The 23,376-nt window shown below is 74.6% G+C and carries 23 protein-coding genes and 1 tRNA gene; 12 read left to right on the top strand and 12 right to left on the bottom strand.

The window, feature by feature from the left end:
• Nucleotides 1-136 precede the first annotated feature (136 nt).
• Nucleotides 137-967, bottom strand: a complete 831-nt coding sequence (locus ACQPYX_RS01575; RefSeq protein ID WP_433801160.1) for an anti-sigma factor domain-containing protein — start codon at nucleotides 965-967, stop codon at nucleotides 137-139.
• Complete coding sequence (locus tag ACQPYX_RS01570; protein ID WP_433801159.1) at nucleotides 964-1,641, bottom strand: RNA polymerase sigma factor; 678 nt, start codon at nucleotides 1,639-1,641, stop codon at nucleotides 964-966. Before ACQPYX_RS01570 ends, ACQPYX_RS01575 begins: the two co-directional genes overlap by 4 nt.
• Before the next feature lie 246 nt (nucleotides 1,642-1,887).
• On the opposite strand from ACQPYX_RS01570, the gene mftD reads away from it, so the two are divergent.
• Nucleotides 1,888-3,069, top strand: a complete 1,182-nt coding sequence (gene mftD, locus ACQPYX_RS01565; protein WP_433801158.1) for a pre-mycofactocin synthase MftD — start codon at nucleotides 1,888-1,890, stop codon at nucleotides 3,067-3,069.
• A 148-nt stretch (nucleotides 3,070-3,217) separates the two neighbouring features.
• Here the strand turns inward: mftD and ACQPYX_RS01560 are convergent.
• The 3 genes from ACQPYX_RS01560 to ACQPYX_RS01550 form a co-directional block, all read right to left on the bottom strand.
• Nucleotides 3,218-3,306: transfer RNA gene (locus ACQPYX_RS01560), tRNA-Ser, on the bottom strand.
• A 10-nt stretch (nucleotides 3,307-3,316) separates the two neighbouring features.
• The gene (locus tag ACQPYX_RS01555) at nucleotides 3,317-3,802 is read right to left on the bottom strand and encodes a nucleoside deaminase (RefSeq protein WP_433803651.1); all 486 of its coding nucleotides are present in this window, start codon (nucleotides 3,800-3,802) and stop codon (nucleotides 3,317-3,319) included.
• A complete protein-coding gene (locus tag ACQPYX_RS01550; protein ID WP_433801157.1) occupies nucleotides 3,792-4,331 on the bottom strand; it encodes a tRNA adenosine deaminase-associated protein in 540 nt (179 codons plus the stop codon). The genes ACQPYX_RS01555 and ACQPYX_RS01550 overlap by 11 nt, the downstream gene beginning before the upstream one ends.
• Nucleotides 4,332-4,453: 122 nt before the next feature.
• On the opposite strand from ACQPYX_RS01550, the gene ACQPYX_RS01545 reads away from it, so the two are divergent.
• Together ACQPYX_RS01545 and ACQPYX_RS01540 are read left to right on the top strand one after the other, a co-directional pair.
• On the top strand, nucleotides 4,454-5,704 hold the full coding sequence (locus ACQPYX_RS01545) for a M20 metallopeptidase family protein (protein ID WP_433801156.1): 1,251 nt from the start codon (nucleotides 4,454-4,456) through the stop codon (nucleotides 5,702-5,704).
• A 67-nt stretch (nucleotides 5,705-5,771) separates the two neighbouring features.
• On the top strand, nucleotides 5,772-6,791 hold the full coding sequence (locus ACQPYX_RS01540; RefSeq protein ID WP_433803650.1) for a prephenate dehydrogenase: 1,020 nt from the start codon (nucleotides 5,772-5,774) through the stop codon (nucleotides 6,789-6,791).
• Between the two features lie 91 nt (nucleotides 6,792-6,882).
• Here ACQPYX_RS01540 and ACQPYX_RS01535 read toward each other — a convergent pair whose 3' ends face one another.
• The gene (locus ACQPYX_RS01535; RefSeq protein ID WP_433801155.1) at nucleotides 6,883-7,812 is read right to left on the bottom strand and encodes an SDR family NAD(P)-dependent oxidoreductase; all 930 of its coding nucleotides are present in this window, start codon (nucleotides 7,810-7,812) and stop codon (nucleotides 6,883-6,885) included.
• Nucleotides 7,813-7,916: 104 nt separating this feature from the next.
• Here ACQPYX_RS01535 and ACQPYX_RS01530 point away from each other — a divergent pair, with 104 nt between their 5' ends.
• Nucleotides 7,917-8,573, top strand: coding sequence for a TetR/AcrR family transcriptional regulator (locus ACQPYX_RS01530; protein WP_433801154.1), 657 nt, complete (start codon nucleotides 7,917-7,919; stop codon nucleotides 8,571-8,573).
• A gap of 4 nt (nucleotides 8,574-8,577) precedes the next feature.
• Here the strand turns inward: ACQPYX_RS01530 and ACQPYX_RS01525 are convergent, their stop codons facing one another.
• The gene (locus ACQPYX_RS01525; protein ID WP_433801153.1) at nucleotides 8,578-9,354 is read right to left on the bottom strand and encodes a hypothetical protein; all 777 of its coding nucleotides are present in this window, start codon (nucleotides 9,352-9,354) and stop codon (nucleotides 8,578-8,580) included.
• Between the two features lie 10 nt (nucleotides 9,355-9,364).
• On the opposite strand from ACQPYX_RS01525, the gene ACQPYX_RS01520 reads away from it, so the two are divergent.
• Together ACQPYX_RS01520 and ACQPYX_RS01515 are read left to right on the top strand one after the other, a co-directional pair.
• Complete coding sequence (locus tag ACQPYX_RS01520; RefSeq protein WP_433801152.1) at nucleotides 9,365-10,168, top strand: AraC family transcriptional regulator; 804 nt, start codon at nucleotides 9,365-9,367, stop codon at nucleotides 10,166-10,168.
• Between the two features lie 73 nt (nucleotides 10,169-10,241).
• Nucleotides 10,242-11,222 (top strand): Ku protein, encoded by a 981-nt coding sequence (locus ACQPYX_RS01515; protein ID WP_433801151.1) that lies wholly within the window; start codon nucleotides 10,242-10,244, stop codon nucleotides 11,220-11,222.
• 5 nt (nucleotides 11,223-11,227) lie between these two features.
• Here ACQPYX_RS01515 and ACQPYX_RS01510 read toward each other — a convergent pair whose 3' ends face one another.
• Complete coding sequence (locus ACQPYX_RS01510; RefSeq protein ID WP_285590973.1) at nucleotides 11,228-11,458, bottom strand: heavy-metal-associated domain-containing protein; 231 nt, start codon at nucleotides 11,456-11,458, stop codon at nucleotides 11,228-11,230.
• Between the two features lie 189 nt (nucleotides 11,459-11,647).
• Between ACQPYX_RS01510 and ACQPYX_RS01505 the strand changes: the two genes are divergently transcribed.
• Nucleotides 11,648-12,238, top strand: coding sequence for a type 1 glutamine amidotransferase domain-containing protein (locus tag ACQPYX_RS01505; protein WP_433801150.1), 591 nt, complete (start codon nucleotides 11,648-11,650; stop codon nucleotides 12,236-12,238).
• 44 nt (nucleotides 12,239-12,282) lie between these two features.
• Nucleotides 12,283-13,389 (top strand): YncE family protein, encoded by a 1,107-nt coding sequence (locus tag ACQPYX_RS01500; protein ID WP_433801149.1) that lies wholly within the window; start codon nucleotides 12,283-12,285, stop codon nucleotides 13,387-13,389.
• On the opposite strand, the gene ACQPYX_RS01495 is transcribed toward ACQPYX_RS01500, so the two are convergent.
• Together ACQPYX_RS01495 and ACQPYX_RS01490 are read right to left on the bottom strand one after the other, a co-directional pair.
• On the bottom strand, nucleotides 13,386-14,951 hold the full coding sequence (locus ACQPYX_RS01495; protein ID WP_433801148.1) for a serine hydrolase: 1,566 nt from the start codon (nucleotides 14,949-14,951) through the stop codon (nucleotides 13,386-13,388). The two genes, ACQPYX_RS01500 and ACQPYX_RS01495, sit on opposite strands and share 4 nt — an antisense overlap.
• 99 nt (nucleotides 14,952-15,050) lie before the next feature.
• Nucleotides 15,051-16,265: an MGDG synthase family glycosyltransferase gene (locus ACQPYX_RS01490; RefSeq protein ID WP_433801147.1), complete on the bottom strand. Its 1,215-nt coding sequence runs from the start codon at nucleotides 16,263-16,265 to the stop codon at nucleotides 15,051-15,053.
• Nucleotides 16,266-16,542: 277 nt separating this feature from the next.
• On the opposite strand from ACQPYX_RS01490, the gene ACQPYX_RS01485 reads away from it, so the two are divergent.
• A complete protein-coding gene (locus ACQPYX_RS01485; RefSeq protein WP_433801146.1) occupies nucleotides 16,543-17,727 on the top strand; it encodes an MGDG synthase family glycosyltransferase in 1,185 nt (394 codons plus the stop codon).
• Complete coding sequence (locus ACQPYX_RS01480) at nucleotides 17,724-18,617, top strand: DMT family transporter (RefSeq protein WP_433801145.1); 894 nt, start codon at nucleotides 17,724-17,726, stop codon at nucleotides 18,615-18,617. The genes ACQPYX_RS01485 and ACQPYX_RS01480 overlap by 4 nt, the downstream gene beginning before the upstream one ends.
• 156 nt (nucleotides 18,618-18,773) lie before the next feature.
• Here ACQPYX_RS01480 and ACQPYX_RS01475 read toward each other — a convergent pair whose 3' ends face one another.
• Nucleotides 18,774-19,814 (bottom strand): LCP family protein, encoded by a 1,041-nt coding sequence (locus ACQPYX_RS01475; RefSeq protein WP_433801144.1) that lies wholly within the window; start codon nucleotides 19,812-19,814, stop codon nucleotides 18,774-18,776.
• A gap of 369 nt (nucleotides 19,815-20,183) precedes the next feature.
• On the bottom strand, nucleotides 20,184-20,840 hold the full coding sequence (locus ACQPYX_RS01470; RefSeq protein ID WP_433801143.1) for a TetR/AcrR family transcriptional regulator: 657 nt from the start codon (nucleotides 20,838-20,840) through the stop codon (nucleotides 20,184-20,186).
• 72 nt (nucleotides 20,841-20,912) lie between these two features.
• Between ACQPYX_RS01470 and ACQPYX_RS01465 the strand changes: the two genes are divergently transcribed.
• Both ACQPYX_RS01465 and ACQPYX_RS01460 read left to right on the top strand, forming a co-directional pair.
• Nucleotides 20,913-22,430: a flavin-containing monooxygenase gene (locus tag ACQPYX_RS01465; RefSeq protein WP_433801142.1), complete on the top strand. Its 1,518-nt coding sequence runs from the start codon at nucleotides 20,913-20,915 to the stop codon at nucleotides 22,428-22,430.
• On the top strand, nucleotides 22,427-23,311 hold the full coding sequence (locus ACQPYX_RS01460) for an SDR family oxidoreductase (protein WP_433801141.1): 885 nt from the start codon (nucleotides 22,427-22,429) through the stop codon (nucleotides 23,309-23,311). Before ACQPYX_RS01465 ends, ACQPYX_RS01460 begins: the two co-directional genes overlap by 4 nt.
• Nucleotides 23,312-23,376: the final 65 nt, after the last annotated feature.

The following is a 23,376-nucleotide window of genomic DNA, read 5'->3' as shown; positions in this document are numbered from 1 at the left end:
TGCTGCGGCCGGACAGCGACACGACGCGACGAACGGCGGACCGGGTCGCGGCACGGGGTCCGGCGGGAGGCGCACGGCGCGCGTCGTCCCGCCGGACGACGCGGCTCGTCCGTCCGGCCCGCGCCGGGGCGCGGCGTCAGATCAGCGGCCCGCTCGCCACCACCGACGACGGCCGGTCCGGGACCAGGCCCGCGGGCTCGGCCGACACCGCGTAGGCGCCCTGGGCGAGCCCGGTGGTCGGGCGCTGTCCGGTCGCGGTGAAGGTGCCCGCCGCGTCGAAGGTCCCGACCGCGGTGGCCTGGCCCCCGGCGACGCGCCAGAGCACGAAGTTCCGGTTCGCCCCGATCGCCGGGACGTCGACCGGGACGACCCGCGGCACGGTCCCGTCGTCCAGCACCACCGCCAGCACCGAGCCGCCGGGCTGCAGCAGGGCCGCGTGGCGGACGTCCGGGTTCCGGGCCTCCGCCGAGGTGATCACCTGGTCGGCGCGGGCGGCCGAGGCGACGCGCGCATCGGTCGCCGGGCCGGTCGCGAGACCCCGGGCGGACAGGACGACGATCCCGGCCACGACCGCGACGAGCGCGAGCACGGCGACGCCGCGCCGCCGGGGGGCCGGGGTGGCGGGCGCCGCGGGCGCGGGGGTCGGGCGTGGCGTCGGCGCCGTCGGGGGCCCGGCCTCCGCCACCGTGGGTACCGACGCCGCCGGGGTCGGTGCGGGGTCGACGGGCTCGGCGGCCGCCGCGGCGAGGATGCGGTCCCGCAACCCGGCCGGCGGGTCCACGTCGGCGACGGCGTGGGCCAGTGCGGCCATCGTCGCGTGGGTCTCGGAGAGCAGCGACCGGCACGGCGCGCAGGAGCGCAGGTGCTCGGTGACGCGGTCCTCCTCCTCCGGCTCGAGGGCGTGCAGCGCCCGGCCGACCACGGCGCCCGCGAGCTCGCCGTCGTGCGGGATCCCGGGGCCGCTCACCAGGTGTCCCCGAGCAGCTCGAGCCCGGACGTGCCGAGCACCGGGGCGAGCAGGACGCGCAGCTTCGCCACGCCGGTGAACATGCGGGACTTCACGGTGCCGATCGGCACGCCGGTGATCGAGGCGACCTCCCGCTGGGTGTAGCCGCCGTAGTAGGCGAGGCCGAGGGCCTGGCGCTGCTCGGAGGGCAGGTGGCGCAGGGCGGCCCGCACGTGCTCGGCGATGACGGAGCCGAGGGCGGCGCGGTCGGCCGACGGCACGGCGGACGTGTCGAGCCCGGCCTCGGGCTCGTCGGTGGGGACGTGGTGGCGACGACGGGTGGCCTCGCGGCGCACCGCGTCGACCGCCTTGTGGTGCACGAGCGTGAGGAGCCAGCTGATGACGGTGCCCCGCGTGCGGTCGAACCGCTCCGGGTCCCGCCAGAGCACGAGGAACACCTCCTGCACGACGTCCTCGGCGAGGCCCTCGTCGACGCAGATGCGCCGGGCGAGCGAGTAGGCCGCGCGCCCGTGCCGGGCGTACAGGAGGTCGAGGGCGCCCGTGTCGCGCTGCGCGAGGCGGGCGACGAGGTCGGCGTCGGTGACGTCCGCGTCGACCGGAGCAGGAGTGTCGGGCGCCGGACGTGGCCGCGGGGACGCGGTCACGTCGGGCCCGGCCGCGCGGGACGGTCTCATGACGGGTGGGGCTCCTTCGCCGGGTGCGCCCCGGCCGCGGAGGCCGGAGACGTCGGGGCTTTCGTGACGACGGCGCGGGTCGGTTCGGCCGGACGGCGCAGGGATCGGGGCGGGAGGGTCCGTCGTCGGGACGGAGCGGGAGCGCGACCTGCCCTGACGGACGGGATCGATGCCGTCCCGGCGTGCGGCGCGGGTATGAGCCGGGCCACCTACCCTCGGGGGACCAAGCGACTGCGGAAGGTGCTCATGGCTGGTCAGTGGTTCGAGTCGGTGGCGGAGGCGCAGCGCCGCGCGAAGAAGCGGCTGCCGAAGTCGGTGTACGGCGCGCTCGTGGCGGGCAGCGAGGCGGGCTACACGCTCGACGACAACACCGGTGCCTTCCGCGAGCTGCAGTTCGCCCCGCACGTGGCGGACCTGCCCTTCGAGAAGTCCCTCGGCACGACGATCATGGGCCAGGAGATCTCCATGCCCGTCATGATCTCGCCGACCGGGGTGCAGGCGGTGAACCCCGAGGGCGAGGTCGCCGTCGCGCGGGCCGCGGCGTCGCGGGGCACCGCGATGGGTCTCTCGTCGTTCGCGAGCCGGTCCATCGAGGACGTCATGGCCGTCAACGACAAGACGTTCTTCCAGATGTACTGGGTCGGCGACCGCGACACCCTCGCCGCCCGGGCCGAGCGGGCCAAGCGGGCCGGCGCCAAGGGCCTGATCGTCACCCTGGACTGGTCGTTCTCGCACGGCCGCGACTGGGGCAGCCCGTCCATCCCGGAGAAGATGGACCTCAAGACGATGATCAAGTACATCCCCGAGGGCATCACCCGCCCGCGCTGGGGGCTGGACTTCCTCAAGGCGCGGTTCATCCCCGACCTGACCGTGCCGAACATCCCGGTCGACGGCTCGGAGCCCCCGACGTTCTTCGGCGCCTACGGGCAGTGGATGTTCACCCCGCCGCCCACCTGGGCCGACGTGGCCTGGCTGCGCGAGCAGTGGGGCACCGACCTGCCGTTCTGCGTCAAGGGCATCACCCGGGTCGACGACGCCAAGCGGGCGGTCGACGCCGGCGCCACCGCGATCCAGGTGTCCAACCACGGCGGCAACAACCTCGACTCCACCCCGGCGCCGATCCGCGTGCTGCCCGGGATCGTCGAGGCCGTCGGGCGCGACGTCGAGGTCATCATGGACGGCGGCGTGCGCCGCGGCTCCGACGTCGTCAAGGCGCTGTGCCTGGGCGCGAAGGCGGTCGCGATCGGGCGCGCCTACCTGTGGGGCCTCGCCGCGGCCGGGGAGACCGGGGTCGGCAACGTCCTGGACATCCTGCAGAGCGGCATCGGGTCGGGCCTGATGGGTCTGGGCAAGTCCTCGGTGCACGAGCTGGCGCCGGAGGACCTCATCATCCCGCCGAACTTCACGCGGCAGGCCGGGGTCGCGTAGCCCCCCGGCCCTCCCGGTTCCCCCGGTTCCCCCGGTTCCGAGCGAACGGCACTCTCGCGCACCTAGATTGCGCGAGAGTGCCGTTCGTTCGTCGGGGGGGCGGGACACACGAACGCCGGGCGCTCCCTCGGGGGAGACCCGGCGTCGATGGCGGTAGCGGTGGGATTCGAACCCACGGTGGGCAGAACCCACACACGCTTTCGAGGCGTGCTCCTTTGGCCGCTCGGACACGCTACCGGCGAGAACTCTACCGGTCCGGCCCGCCCGGTCCGGCAGCCCCCCGGAACCAGTCGCGCAGCAGGTCGGAGCAGGCCTGTTCCCGCACCCCGCCGATCACCTCGGGACGATGGGTGAGCCGGCGGTCGCGCAGCACGTCCCACAGCGAACCGGCCGCGCCGGTCTTCGGCTCCCAGGCACCGAACACCACCCGGTCGACCCGCGCGAGCACCGCGGCGCCGGCGCACATCGTGCACGGCTCGAGCGTGACCGCGAGGGTGCAGCCCTCCAGCCGCCAGCCCCTATCGGCGTGCTCCCCTTGCTGGATGCCCGCCGCGGCCCGCAGCGCGAGCACCTCGGCGTGCGCCGTCGGGTCGCCCAGGGCCTCGCGCGCGTTCGTCGCGCAGGCGAGCTCCCGCCCGCTCGCGTCGACGACGACCGCGCCGACCGGGACGTCGGCGGGGTGCGCCGTGCGCGCGACCTCGAGGGCGCGGTCGATCAGCGACTCAGCTCGCAGGCGCGGTCTCCACGATCCGGGCCAGCTCGTCGGCGAACCCGCAGCGCCGCGCGATCGCGGTCAGCTGCTCGTCCGGGTAGAGGTCGATCTCGTCCACCAGGACGGCGAGCTCGTCGGCCGGGACCCCGAGGTCGGACAGCATGCCGAGGTCTCCCTCGGGCCACGGGTCGTCGTCGACCTCGTCCTCCTCGGGGACGTCGAGACGCAGCAGGTCGAGCACGTCCGCGGCCACGTCGTAGTCGAGCGCCGCGACGGCGTCGGAGAGCAGGAGCGACACTCCCCCGGGCACCGGGCGCACGAGGACGAAGAACTCGTCGTCGACATCGAGCAGTCCGATGACCGCTCCGGTCGAACGCAACGCCCGGAGTGCGGTGATGGCGGTGTCGAGGTCGGCGAGCGCGGTACGGTCCATCGGGACCGCACGCCACCGACCCTCCTCCCGGGTCACCGCGACGGCCCAGCCGTCCAGGGGTACGACGGTGCCCTGACCACCGCCACGGGGGGCGGCCTGTGCGCCCTGTCCTGCCATGGTCACCACGGTAGGACCGCGGACCCGGACCGTGAAGGGCGTGGCCACCACGCGCACCGAATCGACACCTTCCGCGCGCCGGACGGTCGCCCGGTGGAGGCCGGGGGTGCAGGATCGGGGGTGTGAGGACGTCCGGGGAGACCCAGCGGGAGGTCCGTCGACGCGCTGCCCACCGGGCGCCGGAACGGGATCTGCTCGCCGAGGCCCGGTCCCTGCAGCCCGACACGGTGGCGCTGCGCCGCACGCTGCACCGCCAGCCCGAGCTCGGCCTGGACCTGCCGCAGACGCAGGCCGCGGTGCTCGCCGTGCTCCGCGACCTGCCCGTGACGATCACGTGCGGGCGCTCCTCCACGTCCGTGGTCGCCACGCTCACCGGCACCCGGCCCGGCCCCGTCGTCCTGCTCCGCGCCGACATGGACGCGCTCCCGCTGCACGAGGACACCGGGCTGGACCACGCCTCGCGGGTCGACGGCGCGATGCACGCCTGCGGGCACGACCTACACACCGCGATGCTCGCGTCCGCGGCGCGGCTGCTCGCCGGACGACGGGACCGGCTGGCCGGCACGGTCGTGTTCATGTTCCAGCCCGGCGAGGAGGCCCGGCACGGGGCGCTGGCGATGCTCTCCGAGGGGGTGCTCGAGGCCGGGGGCGCGCTGCCCTCGTCGGCGCTGGCGCTGCACGTGACCTCGCGCCTGGCCTCCGGGACGCTGCAGACCCGAGCCGAGTCGATCATGGCCTCGTCGGACGACTTCAGCGTCACCGTGCACGGCGCCGGCGGGCACGCCTCCGCCCCGCACGACGCGCTCGACCCGGTGCCCGCGGCCGCCGCGATGGTCGGCGCGCTGCACACGATGGTAGGTCGGCGGGTCAGCGCGTTCGATCCCGCCGTGCTCACCGTCGCCCACCTCACCGCCGGCACCACCACCAACGTCATCCCGGAGACCGCGACGCTCGAGGGCACCGTGCGCACGCTCGCGGAGGAGACGCGCGAGCAGCTGCTGACCGAGCTGCGCCGGGTGTGCGCCGGCACCGCGGAGGCCTACGGGTGCACCGCCGACGTCGAGATCGACCGCGGCTACCCGGTGACCGTGAACGACGGCGAGGTGGCCGAGCGGGTCGCCGACGTCGGGCGGTCGGTGCTGGGCTCGCGGTTCGTCGAGCCGATGCCCGACCCGATCATGGGCTCGGAGGACTTCTCCTACGTGCTCGGGCGCGTGCCCGGGGCGCTGGCGTTCCTCGGGGCCTGCCCGCCCGACGTCGACCCCGCCGAGTCGCCGCCGAACCACTCGAACCGCGTCGTGTTCGACGAGGAGGCCATGGTGGCCGGGGTGGCCCTCTACGCCGGGTACGCCCTGGAGGTCCTGCGACCCTGAGATGTCGCTGGGGTGGGTGAACGGCGGTCACCTCCCGCCCCCGCCCTACGCTCGCGCCGTGGGGACAGTGGAACCGGACACGAGCGCGGTGCTCGCCGCCGCGTTGACCCGGCCCGTGTGCGTGCTCGGGCTCGGGCTGATCGGCGGGTCGCTCCTGCGCGCCGCCACCGACGCGGGCCGCGAGGCCTGGGGGGCGTCGGCGTCGGAGACGACGATCGAGAAGGCGCGCGCGGACGGCTACGACGTGAGCGACACCGTCGCCGCCGCCGTGCGCCGGGCCGCGGACAGCGACGCCCTGGTGGTCGTGGCCGTCCCGCTCACGTCGATGGACGACGTGCTCGCGGTCGTCGGCAAGGAGGCGCCGGACTGCCGGCTCACCGACGTCACGAGCGTCAAGGAGCCGGTGCGGGACGCGGTGGAGCGCTGGGCCCCGGCCTCGCGCTTCGTCGGCGGCCACCCGATGACCGGCACCGAGTTCTCCGGCTGGGATGCGGGCTCGCTGCAGCTGTTCCACGACAAGGTGTGGGTGGTGGCCACCGACGACGACACCGACCTCGCCGTCTGGACCGACGTCGTCGCGCTCGCCCTCGCCTGCGGCGCCACCGTGGTCCCGGCCGCCTCCGACGAGCACGACGTCGCCGTCGCCCGCATCTCGCACCTCCCGCACCTGCTCGCGGCGGTCCTCGCCGCCGTGGGCGCCGACGGCGGCGAGCTCGCCCTCGCTCTCGCCGCCGGCTCGTTCGCCGACGGCACCCGCGTCGCGGCCACCCGTCCCGAGCTGACCGCCGCCATGTGCGAGGGCAACCGCGCCTCGCTGCTGGCCGCCCTCGACGACGCCCTCGGCCGCCTCGGCGCCGCCCGCGGTTCGCTCGCGTCCACCGGGGGGCTGCTCGCGACCCTGACCGCGGGCCACGACGGCCGTGCCGCACTCGACGCCGCCCGCCTGGACCGCCGCGAGGTCCGCGTCGACCTCACCGGCACGCCCGCCGAGCACCTCGAGTCGATGCGCGAGCTGGGGCGGACCGGCGGTCGGATCATCGGCTGGACCGCCGAGGCCCTGGAGGCCGCGGCGCCGGCGGACGACTGAGCCGCTCCCCCGGGCGTCAGCGCCGGCACGTCGCTGACCTCCGCCGTCGGGACTGCGCCACTCGCACGTTCCCGACGACGGGTCGGGCCGGTCAGGCCCGCACCGTCGCGTCGAGCGAGACCCCGGTGACCCGCTCGACGGCCGTCCAGTAGCGGGCGGCGAGGTCGGCGTCGGCAGCGGCTCGCGGCGCCCGCACCTGCGCGGTGCGCCCCCGCATCTGCAGCAGTCCGGGGAGCCCCCACCCCGTCGGGCCCCAGTAGGTGCCGTTGCCGGCCGCCGGGTCGGTGGCCGCGACGAGCATCGGCTCGGCGCCGGTGTCCACCTCCTGCAGCGGGAGGAGCCGCTGCAGCCGGGGCATCTCGCGCGGCGCGCCCCCGCCCGGCACCGTGCTGTTGGCGAACAGCTCGGTGCGGGTGATCCCCGGGTGGGCGGCGAGGCTGCGCAGCGTCCAGCCCCGCGCGTCGGCGACCCGCGCGAGGTGGTTGGCCACCAGCAGGTCGGCGAGCTTCGTCGCGCCGTAGACGAGGGTCGGGGAGTAGCGCCGCGGTACCTCCGGCCGCTCCGGGTCGACGCGGCCCGTCCACGCGGCCGTGCTGCTCATCCAGACGACGCGGGCAGCCGGCGCGGCGAGCAGCTGCGGCAGCAGGCGCACGGTGAGCGCGACCGGGCCGAGGACGTTCGACGCCGTCTGCAGCTCGAACCCGTCGACGGTGAGGTGCTGCTCGGGCACCGCCATCACGCCCGCGTTGTTGAGCAGCAGGTCGACCGGGCCGTCGAGCCCCTCCGCGAACTCCCGCACCGAGGCCTGGTCGGCGAGGTCGAGCCGCCGGACCGCGACGTCCGCGCCCGGGGCACGGCGCAGGACGTCGGCCCGGGCGGCCTCCCCCTTGGCGGGCGTGCGGACGGCGAGCACGACCCGCGCCCCGGCCGCCGCCAGTCGCGCGGCCGCCTCCTTCCCGGTCCCGCTGTTGGCCCCGGTGACGACGGCGGTCCGTCCGGTCTGGTCGGGCACGGCGTACATGGCATCGCCCCTCGTCGAGAAGAGACCGGCGGTCTCTTGCTGCGACGAACGTATCGGACCGCCGGTCTGATAAGCAAGAGCCCGCCGGTCTGTAATATCCGGGGGTGACCTTCCGGCGGGCGCGCACCGACGACCAGCGCGACGAGCGACGCCGCGCCGTCCTGGGGGTGCTCGCCGAGATGCTCACCGAGATGCCGGTCGCGCAGGTCAGCCTGAACGAACTGGCCCGACGGGTGGGGCTCGCGAAGTCGAACGTGCTGCGCTACGTGGAGTCCCGCGAGGCGGCGCTGCTCGCACTGCTGGACGAGCGCCTCGTGGAGTGGGTGTCGGCCCTCGAGGACGCCCCGCCCGCCGCCGGGACCGCGCGCGACCGCGTCGACGCGCTCGCCGGGCTGCTCGCGACGACCCTCACCGACCGGCCCGTGCTCTGCGACCTCCTCGCCGCGCAGTCGGCCGTGCTCGAGCGGAACGTCTCGACCGAGGTCGCCCTGCGCTACAAGCAGGGCCTGCGCGAGGTCGGTCTCCGGCTCGCGGTCGTCGTGCGACGGTCCCTCGCCGAGCTCGACGACGACGACGCCTTCCGGCTCGGCGCCGGCACCCTGCTCTGCGCGGGAACGGTGTTCACGGCCTGCCGGCCGACCCCGGCGATGGCCGCCGTCTACGACCTCGACCCGACGCTGGCCGAGATGCGCGTCGCGTTGCCGGACACGCTGCGCGACCTGGTCGCGGTGTTCGCGAGCGGGCTCGTCGCCCGCGCCTGACGCGTCACCAGAGACCCGGCGGGTCCTCCTGCCCGCGGCTGTGCTGCCCGCGGCTGTGCCGCCCGCGGGCGACCGTGCCCGCGTCGGTGGGCGGCAGGGCGGACAGCGCCGGCCCGGCCGGGGGCTGCTCGGCGGTGGGGAGGTCGACGGCCGTGGCGGCCGTCGGCGCGGTGGGCGCCTCGGCGGGGGCGACGACGCGCAGCCAGTCGGCCGCGGCCTCCGCGTCGTAGGGCGTGTCGCGGCGCCGGGCCATCACGCCCGGCAGCCCCTGCTCGCGCACCCCGGCGAGCAGCGCGGGCCCGTCGTCGTACACCGGCGAGACCTGGATGCGCCCGACCTCGTCGAGGCTCAGCCGCCCGAGCGTGGCGCGGCGCTCGTCGAGCGGGCGCTCGGTCAGCGGGACGCCGTAGAGCCGCAGCACGTCGTAGACCATGAGGATCGCGGGGCGGGCGCGGGCGAGCGTGCGCGCCTTGCGCGGGTCGGCCCGGCGCAGCCGGTCGAACAGCGCGAGCGACGACGGCTGGCCCGCGTCGAGCAGCACCGCCTCGCCGTCGAACAGCCCGTCGGGCACCACGTCGGCCAGCGGCGCGAACTCGGGGAACCGCGCCGTGACGTCGTCCCCCTCGAGCGTGCGGAGGCTGAGCGTGCCGTCCTCGACGTCGGCGAGCAGCCGGATCCCGCTCCAGTCCACCTCGTAGGACCATTCCGGGCCCACGGGCAGCCGCCCCGGCACCGGCTGCATGGGCCGGATGCCGGCTCCGCGCACGCCGACGTCCTGCATGCCCCACATCGTGCCCCGAGGGTCCGACAACCTCGCCGCCGACACCCCGGACGGCGACACTGTCCGGGTGCGGGACGAGCGCGAGGTCGGGGGCCGATGGCGGCGGCACCAGCACCACGAGCACCTCGCCCCCGGCGCCGCGCTCGCACCGTGGGTCGATCACCTGTGGACGGTGACGTGGGACTACGCCGAGCCGTACGAGCAGAAGGTCCCGCCGTCGGCGTCGGTCCACCTCACCGCCCGCGACGGGGCCCCGCCCCGGTGGCACGGGGTCACCACCCGGCACGTCGCCCGGACCCTGTCGGGGCGGGGCCGGGTGGTCGGGGCGGCGCTGCGCCCCGGGATGGCCCGCGCGCTCGTCGGACCGGTGGCAGAGCTGACCGACGGCGAGCGGGCGACCGGCGGGCCCTCCGGCCTCGTCGACGCGCCGGCGCTCGCGCTCTGGTTGGAGGACCGCCTGCCGGCGACCCCGGACCCGGCCGCGCTCGAGGCGGCCGCCGCCGTCGCCCTCGTCCGCGACGATCCGGACCTGCGCCGGGTCGAGGACCTCGCCGCCCGGTGCGGCTGCCACCCGCGTCGCCTGCAGCGCCTCTTCGCCGAGCACGTGGGCGTCGGCCCGAAGTGGGTGATCCGGCGGCACCGACTCGGCGAGGTGACCGACCGCATGGCGGCCGGGGCACCGCTCGACTGGGCCGCGCTGGCGCACGACCTCGGCTACGCGGACCAGGCGCACCTCATCCGCGACGTCACCGACCTGCTCGGCGAGACCCCGACCGCGTACGCCGCGCGGTACCCGCCCGCGGAAATCCTGTGAGTCGCGACGCGTGTGGGGCATCCTGGACCCGGAGCACCGGTGACGCCCGGTGACGAGCGGAGGGAGCCGCGCGATGCGCGCGATCTGGAGCGGCGCGGTGTCGTTCGGGCTGGTCAACGTCCCGGTCCGGCTCTACGCCGCGACCTCGAACCACGACATCCGGTTCCACCAGGTGCACGAGATCGACGGCGGGCGCATCCGCCAGAAGCGCACGTGCTCGGTCTGCGGCGAGGAGGTGGCCTACTCCGAGATCGCGAAGGGTTACGAGACCGACGACGGGCAGCTGATCATGCTCGACGACGACGACCTCGCCACGCTGCCCACTGCCACCGGCCACGAGATCGACGTCGTGCAGTTCGTCCCCGCCGACCAGGTCGACCCGCTGCTGCTCGACAAGAGCTACTACCTCGAGCCCGAGAACAAGGCGCTCAAGCCGTACTCGCTGCTGCGCGAGGCGCTGCGGGAGACCGACCGGATGGCACTGGTGAAGGTCGCGCTGCGCCAGCGGGAGACCCTGGCGCTGCTGCGCGTGCGCGACAACGCGATCGTGCTCCAGACGATGCTCTGGCCCGACGAGGTGCGCGAGGCCGAGTTCCCGGTCCTCGACAACGACGTCGAGGTGCGTCCGCAGGAGATGGCGATGGCGTCGTCGCTCATCGACTCGCTCTCCGGCGACTTCGAGGTCGGTGAGTTCGAGGACGAGTACCGCAAGGCCGTCGGCGAGCTGATCGAGTACAAGCGCGAGCACGGCGGCGGCCGCCCGACGCCGGAGGAGGCGCCGGCCGAGGACGCCGACGACATGACCGACCTGCTCACCGCCCTGCGCCGCTCCGTGGAGGCCGCGGGCGGGAAGGCGGCGGACACGTCGTCGGGCTCGGCGTCGGGGAAGGGCGAGGACGAGGCCCCGGCCGAGGAGCCCGCGCCGAAGAAGACGACGACCCGCAAGCGGTCGTCGAGCGCGAAGTCAGACGACGACGCCGCAACCACGAAGAAGTCGACCACCACCCGCTCGCGTCGGAAGAAGTCCGACGACGAGGAGGAGAAGGCCAGCTAGGGGTCCTACGAGGCGCGGACGTAGGCGTCCCGGTTCGGGACGTCGTACCCCTGGTCCTCGATCGCCTCGACGACCGCGCCGAGCTGCAGCTCGTCGTCGTGCTCCACGCGGACCACGCGGTTCTCGAGGTCGACGTCGATGCCCTCCACGCCGTCGATCGGCGAGAGCGCACCCTCGATCGCGGCGCGGCAGTGGTCGCAGTGGATCTCGGGGACCGAGAGCGTCGTCGTGGCCATGGGAGTCCTTCCGAACGTCTGGGGTGGTCGTCCGCGACGGTGCCACGCCCGTAATCGTGGTGTCGCGCCCACCCCGGTCCGCGTTTCGCGGCAGGGGTGTCGGGGATCCCGGGCCTGTCCGTCGGCCGTCGCGCCGATCGTACCCCCCGAGGGTATCCCACCTGCTGTTTCGAGGAGTGTCACATCGCCATGGCCACATCGGACCGCCCGCTCGAGGGCCGCACCATCGGGTTCCTCGCCGCCAAGGAGGGCACCGAGCAGGTCGAGCTCACCGAGCCCTGGAAGGCCGTGCAGGAGGCGGGCGGCACCCCGGTCCTGATCTCCGAGACGCCCGGATCCATCCAGGCCTTCAACCACCTCGATCAGGGCGACCGCTTCGACGTCGACGCGGTGGTCAGCCAGGTCAAGACCGACAACTACGACGGGTTCGTGCTGCCCGGCGGGGTCGCCAACCCCGACCTGCTGCGCACCATCCCGAACTTCGTGCGCCTCGTCGGCGAGGCCTTCGCCGTCGGCCTGCCGGTCGCCGCGATCTGCCACGCGCCGTGGCTGCTCATCGAGGCCGACGTGGTCCGCGGTCGCCGGCTGACCTCCTTCCCGAGCCTCGCCACCGACCTGCGCAACGCGGGCGCCGAGTGGGTCGACGAGGAGGTCGTGGTCGACGGGAAGCTCATCACCAGCCGCAACCCCGACGACCTCCCGGCCTTCTGCGCCACGCTGGTCGAGGAGTTCGCCAAGGCCGAGAAGCAGGCCGAGATCCACGCCGCCGAGGTCCGCTAGACCCTCCTCGACGTGAAGGTCGCGGGAGCGGGTACAGAACGGACATGCCCCGAGGCCGAGCCAGAGCCCTGCTCCTCCCCGCCGTCGCCGCGAGCCTTGTGCTCGCGGCGTGCGGCACCCAGGCCCCACCGGCCCCCGCCCCGACCTCGTCGCCGAGCGTCGCCCCGACCACCGGCGTCCTGATCCCGGGGGTTCCCACCGAGGGGACCCGGCCCGACACGACGAACCTCTCGCTCGCCGCGGAGCCGGAGTCGGCGCCCGTGCCGACCACCCCGCCGCCCGGGCGCCAGGTCGAGGTCGGGTCGGCGCCCGAGGGTGTCGTGGTCGACCCGGTGACCCGCACGGTCGCCGTCGCGACCCGCAACCCGAACTCGCTGGTGCTGCTGGACGCCGACACCGGCGCGATCCGCACCCGCACCCCGCTGCCCGGCTTCGTCCGCCACCTGCAGCTCGCCGCGCCCGGCGGCCCGGTCCTGGTGCCGGTCGAGAGCGCGAACGCCCTGGTCCGGGTGAACCTGCCCGGCGGGCAGGCCGACCCGCCGCTGTTCGTCGGCACCGTGCCGCACGACGCCACCCAGGCCCCGAACGGCACGGTGATGACCGCCGACGAGCTCGGCGGCACCGTCTCCGCGGTGCGCGGCGACCGGGTGGTGAAGATGTTCACCGACGCCGTGCAGCCCGCCGGACTCGCGCCGGTCGGTGACCTCGTCGGCCTCATCGACGTCCGCAAGGACGACCTGACGATCTACGACGTGGCCACGCTGAGCATCGTCGGGAGCGCCCCCGCCGGGCAGGGCCCGACCCACCTCGTCGCCGACCGGCACGGCCGCATGATCGCCACCGACACGCGCGGCAACCAGGTCCTGGTGTTCCAGCCGAACCCGAGCGGCCCGCCCACCCAGGTCGGCGCCGTCCCGCAGCCCGGCGGCCCCTACGGCATCACCTACGACCCGGTGCGCGACCGCGTCTACGTCGCCTCCTCGGGCACGAACGAGGTGATCGGCTACGACATGACGAACCCGCAGCCCCGCGAGGTCGCCCGGGTCGCCACCGCGCAGGGCCCGTACACGCTCGGCGTCGACCCGACGACCGGGCGGCTCTACATCGCGAGCGTGAACACGGGGGTCGTCCAGATCGTGGACGCTCCCTAGCCGACCTTCCGGAACACCCCCAGCCCGGGCACCTTGTTCCAGGCGTTGACCGTCAGCTGGGGGCCCGCGAACACCAGCCCGGAGTTCCCGAAGGCGCTCTCGCCGCGCGGCGTGAACCAGAACGTGTCACCCGTGTAGTGCGCCAACGGGTACTGCTGGCGCTCCGGCCCGACGACCATCGACAGGGTGCCGTCGGGTGCCGTGCTGACCACGAGGTCGCCCCAGAAGTCGCTGCGGTAGGTCCCGACGTACGCGGTCGGGGCCTGCGGCGGCGTCACCTGCGGGGCCGGCTTCGTGTAGTCGGTCGGGTCGACCGGTTCGGACAGCTGGGCGAAGGCCTGCCGGTAGAGCGCCAGCCAGTCCCGGCTCTGCTTCCCGTTCTCCACCTGGTCGAAGAAGCGCTGGTTGATCGCCTCGGCGAGGCCGTCCGGGGTGCCGTTGGTCAGCGTGACGATGCCGAGGCCCTCGGTGGGGAGGAGCTTGACGTTGGTGCCCGACCCGGTCTGGAACGCCCCGGAGTGGTTCACCGAGAGCCGGTCGGACGAGTCCCGTTCCACGTTCCACCCCTCGCCGTAGAACTGGAACGGCCCGCCGACGTCCTCGACCGGGGCCCGCTGCACCTGCGGCCCCCACATCTGGTTGAGGTTCGCGGTGTCGATCACCGTGGTCGCGCCGTTCTTCCCCTCCGCCAGCAGCATCGTCATCCACTTGGTCATGTCGTTGACCGAGGTGCTGGCCCCGCCCGCCGGTGCCTGCGGATCGACGTCGAAGGTGAGCGACGGCGTCCACGAGCCGTTCGCCTCCCGCTTGTGCAGGGCCGCCCGGTCCGGCCGGTTCGCGACGTCGGCGTAGCGGTAGCTCGACGAGGCCATCCCGAGCGGCCCGAAGATCGTCTGCTGGGCGAGGTCGGCCCACGTGGTCCCGGCGGCCGCCGCGGCGGCCTCGCCGCCCGAGGTCAGGCCGTAGTTCGTGTAGCCCCACGTCTCCCGGAACGGCTCGAGGGGCAGCAGCCGCTGCCGGGCCAGGATGTCGGCCTGGGAGTAGCCGAGGTCCTCGAGGATGTCGGTGGAGAACTGGCTCTCGGGCAGCCCGCTGCGGTGGGCGAGCATGTCGGCGACGGTGACGTTCGCGCCGACGTAGGGGTCGGAGAGCGTGAAGCCGGGCAGCCGCGAGGCGATGGTGTCGGTCCAGGACGCCCGCTTCTGGGTCGCCGCGGCCCCGATCACGCTGCCCGCGATCGCCTTCGAGACCGACGCGACCTGGAAGACGGTGTCCGCGTCCACCGGCTCCGGGCGCCCGACCTGGCGCACCCCGAAGCCCTTCGCGTAGACCACCTGGCCGCGGTACACCACCGCGACCGCCGCCCCCGGGATGCCGGTGGCCTGCAGGTCGGCGGTGACGATGCCGTCGAGCGCCCCGACCGCGGCCGTCACGGCCTCGGGGGTGACCGCACCGCCCGCGGCGGGCGCGCTCGCCGGCGCGTCCGAGGAGGAACAGCCGGTCAGCAGGATCGCCACGGCGGCCGTGGCTGCTGCGAACGTCGTCACGCGCCGTGTCGTCACGGGAGAAAATCTATGGATCGGACGGACGACGTGAAATGGACTCCGATCGCCTGTCCGGACGGGACCTGGGTCCCGTCCGCCGCGCTCAGGACGCCGCGGTCAGGACGCCGCCGCGACCGCCGTCCGCTGTCCCGCCGACTCGAGCACGATCTCCGCGACGTCGCCCTCGGGGTCGGTCGGCCACGGCGAGAGCGGGGACGTCCGGCTGACCCCGTCGAGCACGTCCGCGAGGGCCTCCGGGGTGGTCGGCCACGGGGCCAGCCCGGCGTCCGCGAGCACGGTCGCGTTGGCCCGTCCGTGCCCGGGGATGGGGAGGTAGGTCACGGCGGGGAGGTTGGCGACGAGGGCCTCGGTCACCGAGAGCCCGCCGGCGTTGTGCAGCAGGACGTCGCAGGCCCCCATGAGCGCGGGCACGTCGTCACGCCAGCCCAGGGCGGTCACCCGGGGCATCGCGTCCAGCTCGGTGCGCAGCGCGGCGTTGCGCCCGCAGAGCACCACCACGTGGGCCGCCGGGTTGGTCAGGGCCGCCGACACCAGCGACGGCACGTCCCCGAGGCCCAGCGAGCCCGCGCTGATGAGCACCGCGGTCTCGTCGTCGCCCAGCCCGAGCGAGTGCCGGGTCTCGACGCGGTCGGCGTCGGTGTGCGCGCGGGAGAACGCGGGGCCGACGAGCGGGCCCGCGGGACGCACCTCGACGCCGTACATCGCGTCGGCGGCCGCCGCGCAGGCACTGGTGACCGAGAGGTGCGTGTCGACGCCCGGGTGCAGCCACATGCGGTGCGGGGCGGGATCGGTCAGGTAGCTGATCACCGGGACCCGGATGCGGCCCGCGGCGCGCATGCGGCCCAGCGTCTGGCAGGACAGCGGGAAGGTGGAGACCACCACGTCGGCGTCCCGCGTCCACCGGCGCACGGTGCGCTCGGAGAAGGTGAGGAAGGTCAGGATGATCCCGCGGACGTCCCAGCGGTGCTCGAGGGCGTAGAAGAGCCAGTCGAAGAACCGCGGCAGCCGGTTGACGGTGAAGCCATACCCGTCGCCGATGATGACCTGCCCGTAGCGCGGGAGCGCGTCCAGGTAGTCGTGCACGTCCACGACCGCGCCCCGGGCCCGCAGGCGCGCCGCGAGCTCGTACGCCGCGCGGTCGTGGCCCGCCCCGACCCGCGCGGTGAGCACGACGACGCGGGGAGACCGGTCGGGCCGGTCCCGGCGGGCGTCCTCGGGCGGACGGGTCCCCCGTCGCAGGAGCCGCAGATGCCGGGGACGCGGAGGGCGACGCCGGGTGCGGGTCGGCCTCGGGACGCCGAGTGCGGTCATCGGTCGGGGGGCTCCTCTCGGGCGTGACGACGGCCGACGGGTCGGTCGTTTCCGACCCTCCGACGATCGTCCGGGTGCCGTGACCCTCCCGTGAACCTACTGTGACCCACGGTGGACCTCGACGCGGACCTCATGATCGCGTGTCGTCCGGGACGGACGATGAGGCGCGGGTGAAGCGTCGCGGAAGGACGCGTGTGGGGTTGAACGGGAACCGCCTCTCGTGTGAACAGCACACCCGGACGGGTGCGCCACCCCGGCGGTCGGGAGACTGGACCGCGTGACGAGCCCGCCGACCGACCGCGCGACGCGGCTGCTGATCGTCTCCGGCGAGATCGGTCAGGGGCACGCGGCGGTGGCCCGCGCGGTGGCGACGATCGTCGCGCGGGACCGCCCGGACTGCGACATCCGGCTCGCCGAGGCGTTCGCGCGGATGGGCCACGGCTCCGGTCCGGTGTTCCGCTGGCTGTTCGAGTTCGCGGTGCAGTGGACGCCCGCGCTGCAGGAGGCCTGGTACGCCGCGGTGACGCACCTGCGGCCGGTGCGGTGGTTCTACCGCGAGGTGATGGGCGCCTGGGTCGCCCGCGCGCTCGCGGCGGACCTCGAGGGCCCGCACGCGCGGCTGGCCGCCGACGGCGCGCCCGACGTCGTCGTCTCCACCCACCAGCTCGCGACGGCGGGCCTGGCGTGGCTGCGCCGCCGCGGCCGGCTCGAGGCCCGCGTCGTCGCCGCCATCTGCGACTTCGCGCCGCACGCCTACTGGACCTATCCCGGCGTCGACGAGTACCTCGTCCTCGACGACCTCGCGGCCGCGCCGACGCGCGTGATGGACCCCGGGGCCGGGGTCACGGTGCGCTCGGCGCTGGTCGGCGCGCCCTTCGCCCCCGTGCCCGACGACGAGGCCCGCGCGGCCCGGGAGCGCCTCGGGCTCCCGGCGGACGCACTGGTCGTCGTCGTGACGGCGGGCTCGCTGGGGCTGGGCGGCATCGCCGGCGCGGTGCGGGCGGCGCTCGCGGCCGACCCGCGCTGCCACGTCGTCGCCCTGTGCGGGCGCGACGAGCGGGCGCGCCGCCGGCTCCGCGCCCTCGGCGACCGGGTGGGTTCGGAGCGCCTGCGGGTACCCGGCTGGGTGGACGACGTGCCGACCCTGCTCGCGGCCGCCGACGTCGTCGTCAACAACTCCGGGGGCGCGACCGCGCAGGAGGCCCTCGCCTGCGGCCGCACCCTCGTGCTCTACCAGCCGCTGCCGGGGCACGGGCAGGACTCCGCCCGGCTGCTCGGCCGCGCCGGACTGGCCCGCACCTGCCGTCGCCCGCGGGAACTGACGCGCCTGCTGCAGGGCTGGCTCGCCGACCCGGCCGCGTTGCGCGCGGCCCACGACCGGGCGGCCGCCTGGTCGCGCCGGCAGGCGGGGGTCGACCTCGCCGCCGTGCTCAAGCTGCCCACCGTGGAGAACCTGACGTGACCGCAGCGATCGCCCTGCTCGCCGCCCTGGTCGGCGCCGCAGGCATCTCCACCGGCACCGTGCTGCAGCAGCGCGCCGGGCAGGAGATCGACGAGCCGGGCTCGACCCGGGAGCTCCTGGCGCGGGTGCTGCGCCGCCGCCGCTGGTGGGCCGGCCAGGGCGTGATCGCCGTCGGGTTCGGCTCCTACGCGTACGCCCTGCACGTCGGCCCGGTGGCGCTGGTGCAGCCGGTGCTGGTGACGGGGCTCGTGTTCGGCACGATCGCCTCGGCCGCGCTCGCCGGGCGGCGCCTGGACCGCCGCCTGCTCCGCGCGTCGGTGGTCTGCGTGCTCGGCCTCGCGGCGTTCCTCGCGATCGCCCACCCGCAGGCACCCGCCGTCATGCCGGTCCCGGCCGTGGGCCCGCTCGTGGTGGTGGGGGTGGTCGCCGGGTTCGTCGGGGTCCTCGGGCTGCGCGGCGTCGGTTGGTCGGAGCCGGTGCGGGCGGCCCTGCTGGCCCTCGCGACCGGCGGTTTCTACGGGCTGACGGCCACGTTGTTCGCCACCGCCCTCGCCGCGTCGAACCTGGTGGCCGCGGTGCTCTCCTGGCCCTTCGCGGCCGCGCTCGTCACCTCGCTGTGCGGCTGGACGTTCTCCCAGCGGGCCCTGCACCTCGGGCGGCTCAACGCGCCGGTCAACGCCGTCATCGGGACGACCGACCCCGCCGTGGCGGTCACCCTCGGCGTGCTGGTGCTCGGCGAGTCGGTGCGGACCACCCCGCTCGCCCTGCTCGGGCAGGTCGTCGCGGCGGCGGTGGTCGTCGCGGGCACGGTGGTCATCACCCGGCAGAGCGCGGCCGTGCTGCGCACCGACCGCGCGGGCTCCGGCGAGCGCGCGCCGGCCTGGGGCTGACGATGTCCTGGGACACGGTCAACGCCGTCCTGCCGATCGCGCTCATCGTGCTGGGGTGCACGGTGCTCGCGGTGCTGTTCGCGCGGGACCGCTGACCCCTCTCCCGGTGGCAGCAAAGCGTCGTTGCTGTCATCCAGTGGCAGGAACGCCACATCGTCAGGGACCCGGCGTGACCAGGTCCCGCGGGATGTCGTCGCCGGTGCGCAAGGCGTCCCACAGCCGTTCCGCGTCGTCCTCCCGCCAGTCGACCGCGCCCGCGACCTTCCGCGACGGCACGATCGGGACCGTCGTCGTGACCCCGCCCGAGCCGACCGAGTGCATCGCCCAGCCGAGGCTCGCGAGGTGCCACACGTGGGTCGACTCGTCGACGGTCAACGTGCGCACGGCGGCCGTCGCGAAGGGGACCGACGCGAACGGGTTCGCGAGCGTCAGCGGGCTCGCGGCCTTGGACATCAGCGCGGACAGGAACGCCCGCTGGTTCTGCACGCGCTGCAGGTCGGCGTTCGGGAACGCCCGGGTGCGGACGTAGCCGAGCGCGTTCGGGCCGTCGAGCTCCTGGCAGCCGGCGGGCAGGTCGATCCCGGCCTTCGGGTCGTCGATCGCCTCGTCGAGACACATCTCGACCCCGCCGACCGCGTCCACCATCCCCGCGAACCCCTCGAAGCCGATCTCGGCGTAGTGGTCGATCCGCAGGCCCGTCGACTGCTCGACGGTGCGCGTCAGCAGCTGCGGCCCGCCCGACGAGTACGCCGAGTTCAGCCGCGCCGTGGTGCCGTCCACATCGACGAGGGAGTCCCGCGGGAGGCTCACGATCGAGGTCTGCCCGCCGAACGACCCGACGTGCACGATCATCATCGTGTCGGTGCGGTTGCCGTCCGCCTCACCGGTCGAGAGCTGCCGCTCCTGGGCGCTCGACAGGCCCGCGCGGCTGTCCGACCCGACGAGCAGCCAGTTCGTCCCGGACCCCGACGCCGGACGGCCCGCGTACGAGGACAGCGCCTCGGTCCGCGTCATCTGCGTGTCCAGGTAGATCCCGAACCCGACGAGGAGCAGCAGGAGCACGCCGAGCAGCGCCCCGATCCGTCGGCCCCACCGGCCCTTCCGGACGGCGGGTCGCGGGGGTCGCGGGGGCTTCCCGACGGCGGGTGGCGGGCCGACGCGGGTCGGCTGCGGCTGGGGCGCGCGCTGCGGGGGCATCGGCTGCGGGGGCAGCGGGCGTGGCGGCGGCGCCTGGGGCGGCGGTCCCTGGGGCGGCGGTCCCTGGGGCGGCGGACCCTGGGGCGGGCGGGCTCCGCGTGGCGGCGGAGCCTGTGGGGGCATCGCGAACCCGCCGGGGCGGGGCGGCTGCGGGCCGGGCGGACCCGGGGCTGGAGCCATCGCCGTCTCCCTCGCTGCTCGGCTCCCCCGCCTCCGGTCACCGGCGCAGGAGGGACGCCGGGAGCTAACCGGACGCCGCGTTGGTTTCCGGGACCATAGCCACCGTCGGGGTGACGGCTCCATCCGGGGAACGACGTCCGGGGGGCACCGCCCGTTGCCTCCGATCACCCGACCGGCGGAGCACCCGGGTCACCGGTCGAGGACGGCCGTGCCCAGTTCCGTCACCGTGTCCCCGAGCGCCAGGATCGCCACCGCCATCTCCGGCGCCGCGACGTCGGCCGACTCCACGGCCTCGAGGACCAGCTCGTTGATCCCCCCGACGAGGGCCTGGGCGACGCCCGCGGACAGCTCCCGCCCGCCCGCGGCGGCCAGCGCCACGAGCCCGTCGGCGAAGCGCCGCATCACCTCGCGGCGCACGGCGAGCCCGGCCGGCCCGGCCGAGCCGACCTCGGTGAGCATCGCGCGGGTGAGCAGCGGGTGCTCGGCCATGGCGGCGAGGTAGGCACCGGTGACCCCGGCGATCTCCTCCCGGACCGGCAGGCCGGTGCCGACCGTGGTGGCCGCCGCCTGCGCGATGCGGTGCAGCGGGGCCTCGGCGACCACGCGGTAGGTGGCGAGCAGGCACTCCTCGCGGTCGGCGAAGTGCTGGTAGAAGGTCCGCTTCGACACGCGGGCGCGCGCGACGACGTCGGTGACGGTCACGCTCGCGTAGCCCTGCTCGGCGAGGAGCTCGCCCATCGCGGCGATCAACCGGTCGCGGTGGTCCGGGCCCGGAGCGGTCCCGGTGCGGATCGCGACCACGACCGGGTGGTCGCCGGAATCCGTCGTGTGCGCGCTCACAGTCACTGGCCTATGGTACCAGCTCGTACCATCCTCCCTGTCAGGTTTGGTACGCAGATGTACCGCCGGGAGGGGACCGTGACCACCGAAGCCGCACCATCCGTCGTCGGGAACGGGTCCGACGTCCCGCACCTGTCCGTCGCCATCGTGGGCAACGGGTTCTCCGGGCTCGGCACCGCGATCCGGTTGCGCCAGGCCGGCGTCGAGGACTTCCTCGTGTTCGAGCGCCACGGCGGCACCGGTGGCACGTGGCGGGACAACTCCTACCCGGGCTGCGCGTGCGACGTCCCGAGCCACCTCTACTCGTTCTCGTTCGCGCCGAACCCGGACTGGAGCCACGCCTTCTCGCCGCAGCCGGAGATCCACGCCTACCTGGAGCGGATCAGCGCGGAGTACGGGATCGACCGGTTCACGCGCCACCACCACGAGGTGACCGAGGCCCGCTGGGACGACGGGACGCAACGCTGGACCGTCACCACGACGCAGGGCACCTGGACCGCGGACGCCCTCGTGCTCGGCAGCGGCGCCCTGTCCGACCCGTCGTTCCCCGACGTGCCGGGCCTCGATGACTTCGCCGGCGAGATGTTCCACTCCGCCACCTGGCGGCACGACCTGGACCTGCGCGGCCGTCGCGTCGCCGTGATCGGCACCGGCGCGTCGGCGATCCAGTTCGTCCCCGAGATCGCCCCGGTCGTCGGGCACCTGACCGTCTTCCAGCGCACGCCCCCGTGGATCATGCCGCGGCGCGACCGGCGCATCACGGGCGTCGAGAAGTGGGCGTTCCGCCGCTTCCCGGCGCTGCAGCGCCTGGCCCGCGAGGCGATCTACTGGGGCCGCGAGACGTTCGTGCTCGGGTTCAAGGACCCGCAGCGGATGGCGAGGGCGGCGAAGCTCGCCGAGCGGCACATGCGCACCCAGGTCACCGACCCGGAACTGCGCGAGAAGATCACGCCGAGCTATTCGATGGGCTGCAAGCGCATCCTGCTGTCGAACACCTACCTGCCGGCGCTGGACCGCGAGAACGTCGAGGTCGTCACCGAGAAGATCACCGGCGTGACGGCGAACGCGGTCGTCACCGCCGACGGCACCGAGCACGAGGTCGACACGATCATCGCCGGCACCGGCTTCGCGATCAGCGACCTGCCGATCAGCCACCGCGTGTTCGGCCGGGACGGGCGCAGCCTCGCCGAGCACTGGGGCGACACGATGTTCGCCCACAACGGCACGATGATCGCCGGGTTCCCGAACCTGTTCACGCTGCTCGGGCCGAACACCGGCCTGGGCCACAACTCGGTCGTCTTCATGATCGAGTCGCAGATCAACCTCGTGCTGGACGTGCTGCGGCGCCTGCGGACCCGGTCGGTCGGGGCCGTCGAGCCGCGGCAGGACGTCCAGGACCGCTTCGTCGCCGAGATGCAGCGGCTGACCGAGGGCACGGTGTGGACCGACGGCGGCTGCCGGTCGTGGTACCTCGACGGGCACGGCAACAACTCGGCCCTCTGGCCGACCTTCACGATGCCCTTCCACCAGCGCCTCAAGCGCATGAAGACCGACGAGTACGTGCTGACCCCCCGACGAGTCCTGGAGCGTCCGTGACCTACGACATCACCGGCAAGGTCCTGTTCATCACCGGTGCCGCCCGCGGCATCGGGGAGGCCGTGGCCCGCGCCGCGGCGGCCCGGGGCGCCCGCGTGGCGCTCGTCGGGCTCGAGTCCGACCGCCTGGAGCGGATCGCCGGCGAGCTCGGCCCGCAGCACACCTGGGCGCCCTGCGACGTCACCGACCAGGGCTCGCTCGACGCCGCGGTGAAGCACACCGTGGCCGAGCTCGGCGGGATCGACGTGGTGATCGCCAACGCCGGGATCGCCAACCACGGCACGGTGGCCGAGTCGCCCGCGGACGTGGTCGCGCGGGTCATGGAGGTCAACCTCATCGGCGTGTCGCGGACGGTGTCGGCGACGGTGGCCGAGGTCGAGAAGCGCCGCGGCTACTACCTGCTGGTCTCCTCGCTCGCCGCCTTCACCGCCCTGCCCGGGATGGCCGCGTACTGCGGGTCGAAGGCAGGGGTGGAGAACTACGGCAACGCGCTGCGCTTCGAGCTCGCCCACCGCGGCATCGGCGTCGGCACCGCCCACATGGGCTGGATCGACACCGACCTCGTCCGCGACGTGAAGGCCGACTCCTCGACCTTCGAGGACACGCTGCGCAAGCTCCCGCCGCCCCTGGGCAGCATCGCCTCGGTCGACGAGTGCGTCGCGGGCTTCCTCGAGGGCATCGCGAAGCGCAAGCGGCGGGTGTTCGTCCCGAAGTCGGTCGGCCTGCTCGCGGGGCTGCGCCCGATCACCTTCTCCTGGCTCGGCGACCTGCCGATCATGGCGCAGGCGAAGAAGATGGTCCCGCAGCTCGAGGCGCAGTTCCGGAAGACCGGGCGTGCGTTCGGACGTACGTCGGTCGGGATGGGTGAGCCGAAGGGCTGAACGCCCTCGTTTCATTGAACGAACCCTCACCGAAATCACGGTGAACGCACGCGGTGACGGGCACA

Source organism: Actinomycetospora sp. CA-084318, from assembly GCF_050955885.1.
In the GTDB taxonomy this organism is placed as follows: domain Bacteria; phylum Actinomycetota; class Actinomycetes; order Mycobacteriales; family Pseudonocardiaceae; genus Actinomycetospora.
The sequence above is the reverse complement of the archived record's forward strand: the minus strand, read 5'-3'. Positions and strand labels throughout refer to the sequence as shown.

Excerpts from the sequence above, each read along its gene's own strand:
- ACQPYX_RS01570 (WP_433801159.1), bottom strand. The coding sequence starts at position 1,641 with ATGAGACCGTCCCGCGCGGCCGGGCCCGACGTGACCGCGTCCCCGCGG.
- mftD (WP_433801158.1), top strand. The coding sequence starts at position 1,888 with ATGGCTGGTCAGTGGTTCGAGTCGGTGGCGGAGGCGCAGCGCCGCGCG.
- ACQPYX_RS01550 (WP_433801157.1), bottom strand. The coding sequence starts at position 4,331 with ATGGCAGGACAGGGCGCACAGGCCGCCCCCCGTGGCGGTGGTCAGGGC.
- ACQPYX_RS01535 (WP_433801155.1), bottom strand. The coding sequence starts at position 7,812 with ATGTACGCCGTGCCCGACCAGACCGGACGGACCGCCGTCGTCACCGGG.
- ACQPYX_RS01525 (WP_433801153.1), bottom strand. The coding sequence starts at position 9,354 with ATGCAGGACGTCGGCGTGCGCGGAGCCGGCATCCGGCCCATGCAGCCG.
- ACQPYX_RS01515 (WP_433801151.1), top strand. The coding sequence starts at position 10,242 with ATGCGCGCGATCTGGAGCGGCGCGGTGTCGTTCGGGCTGGTCAACGTC.
- ACQPYX_RS01510 (WP_285590973.1), bottom strand. The coding sequence starts at position 11,458 with ATGGCCACGACGACGCTCTCGGTCCCCGAGATCCACTGCGACCACTGC.
- ACQPYX_RS01505 (WP_433801150.1), top strand. The coding sequence starts at position 11,648 with ATGGCCACATCGGACCGCCCGCTCGAGGGCCGCACCATCGGGTTCCTC.
- ACQPYX_RS01500 (WP_433801149.1), top strand. The coding sequence starts at position 12,283 with ATGCCCCGAGGCCGAGCCAGAGCCCTGCTCCTCCCCGCCGTCGCCGCG.
- ACQPYX_RS01490 (WP_433801147.1), bottom strand. The coding sequence starts at position 16,265 with ATGACCGCACTCGGCGTCCCGAGGCCGACCCGCACCCGGCGTCGCCCT.
- ACQPYX_RS01475 (WP_433801144.1), bottom strand. The coding sequence starts at position 19,814 with ATGCCCCCGCAGCGCGCGCCCCAGCCGCAGCCGACCCGCGTCGGCCCG.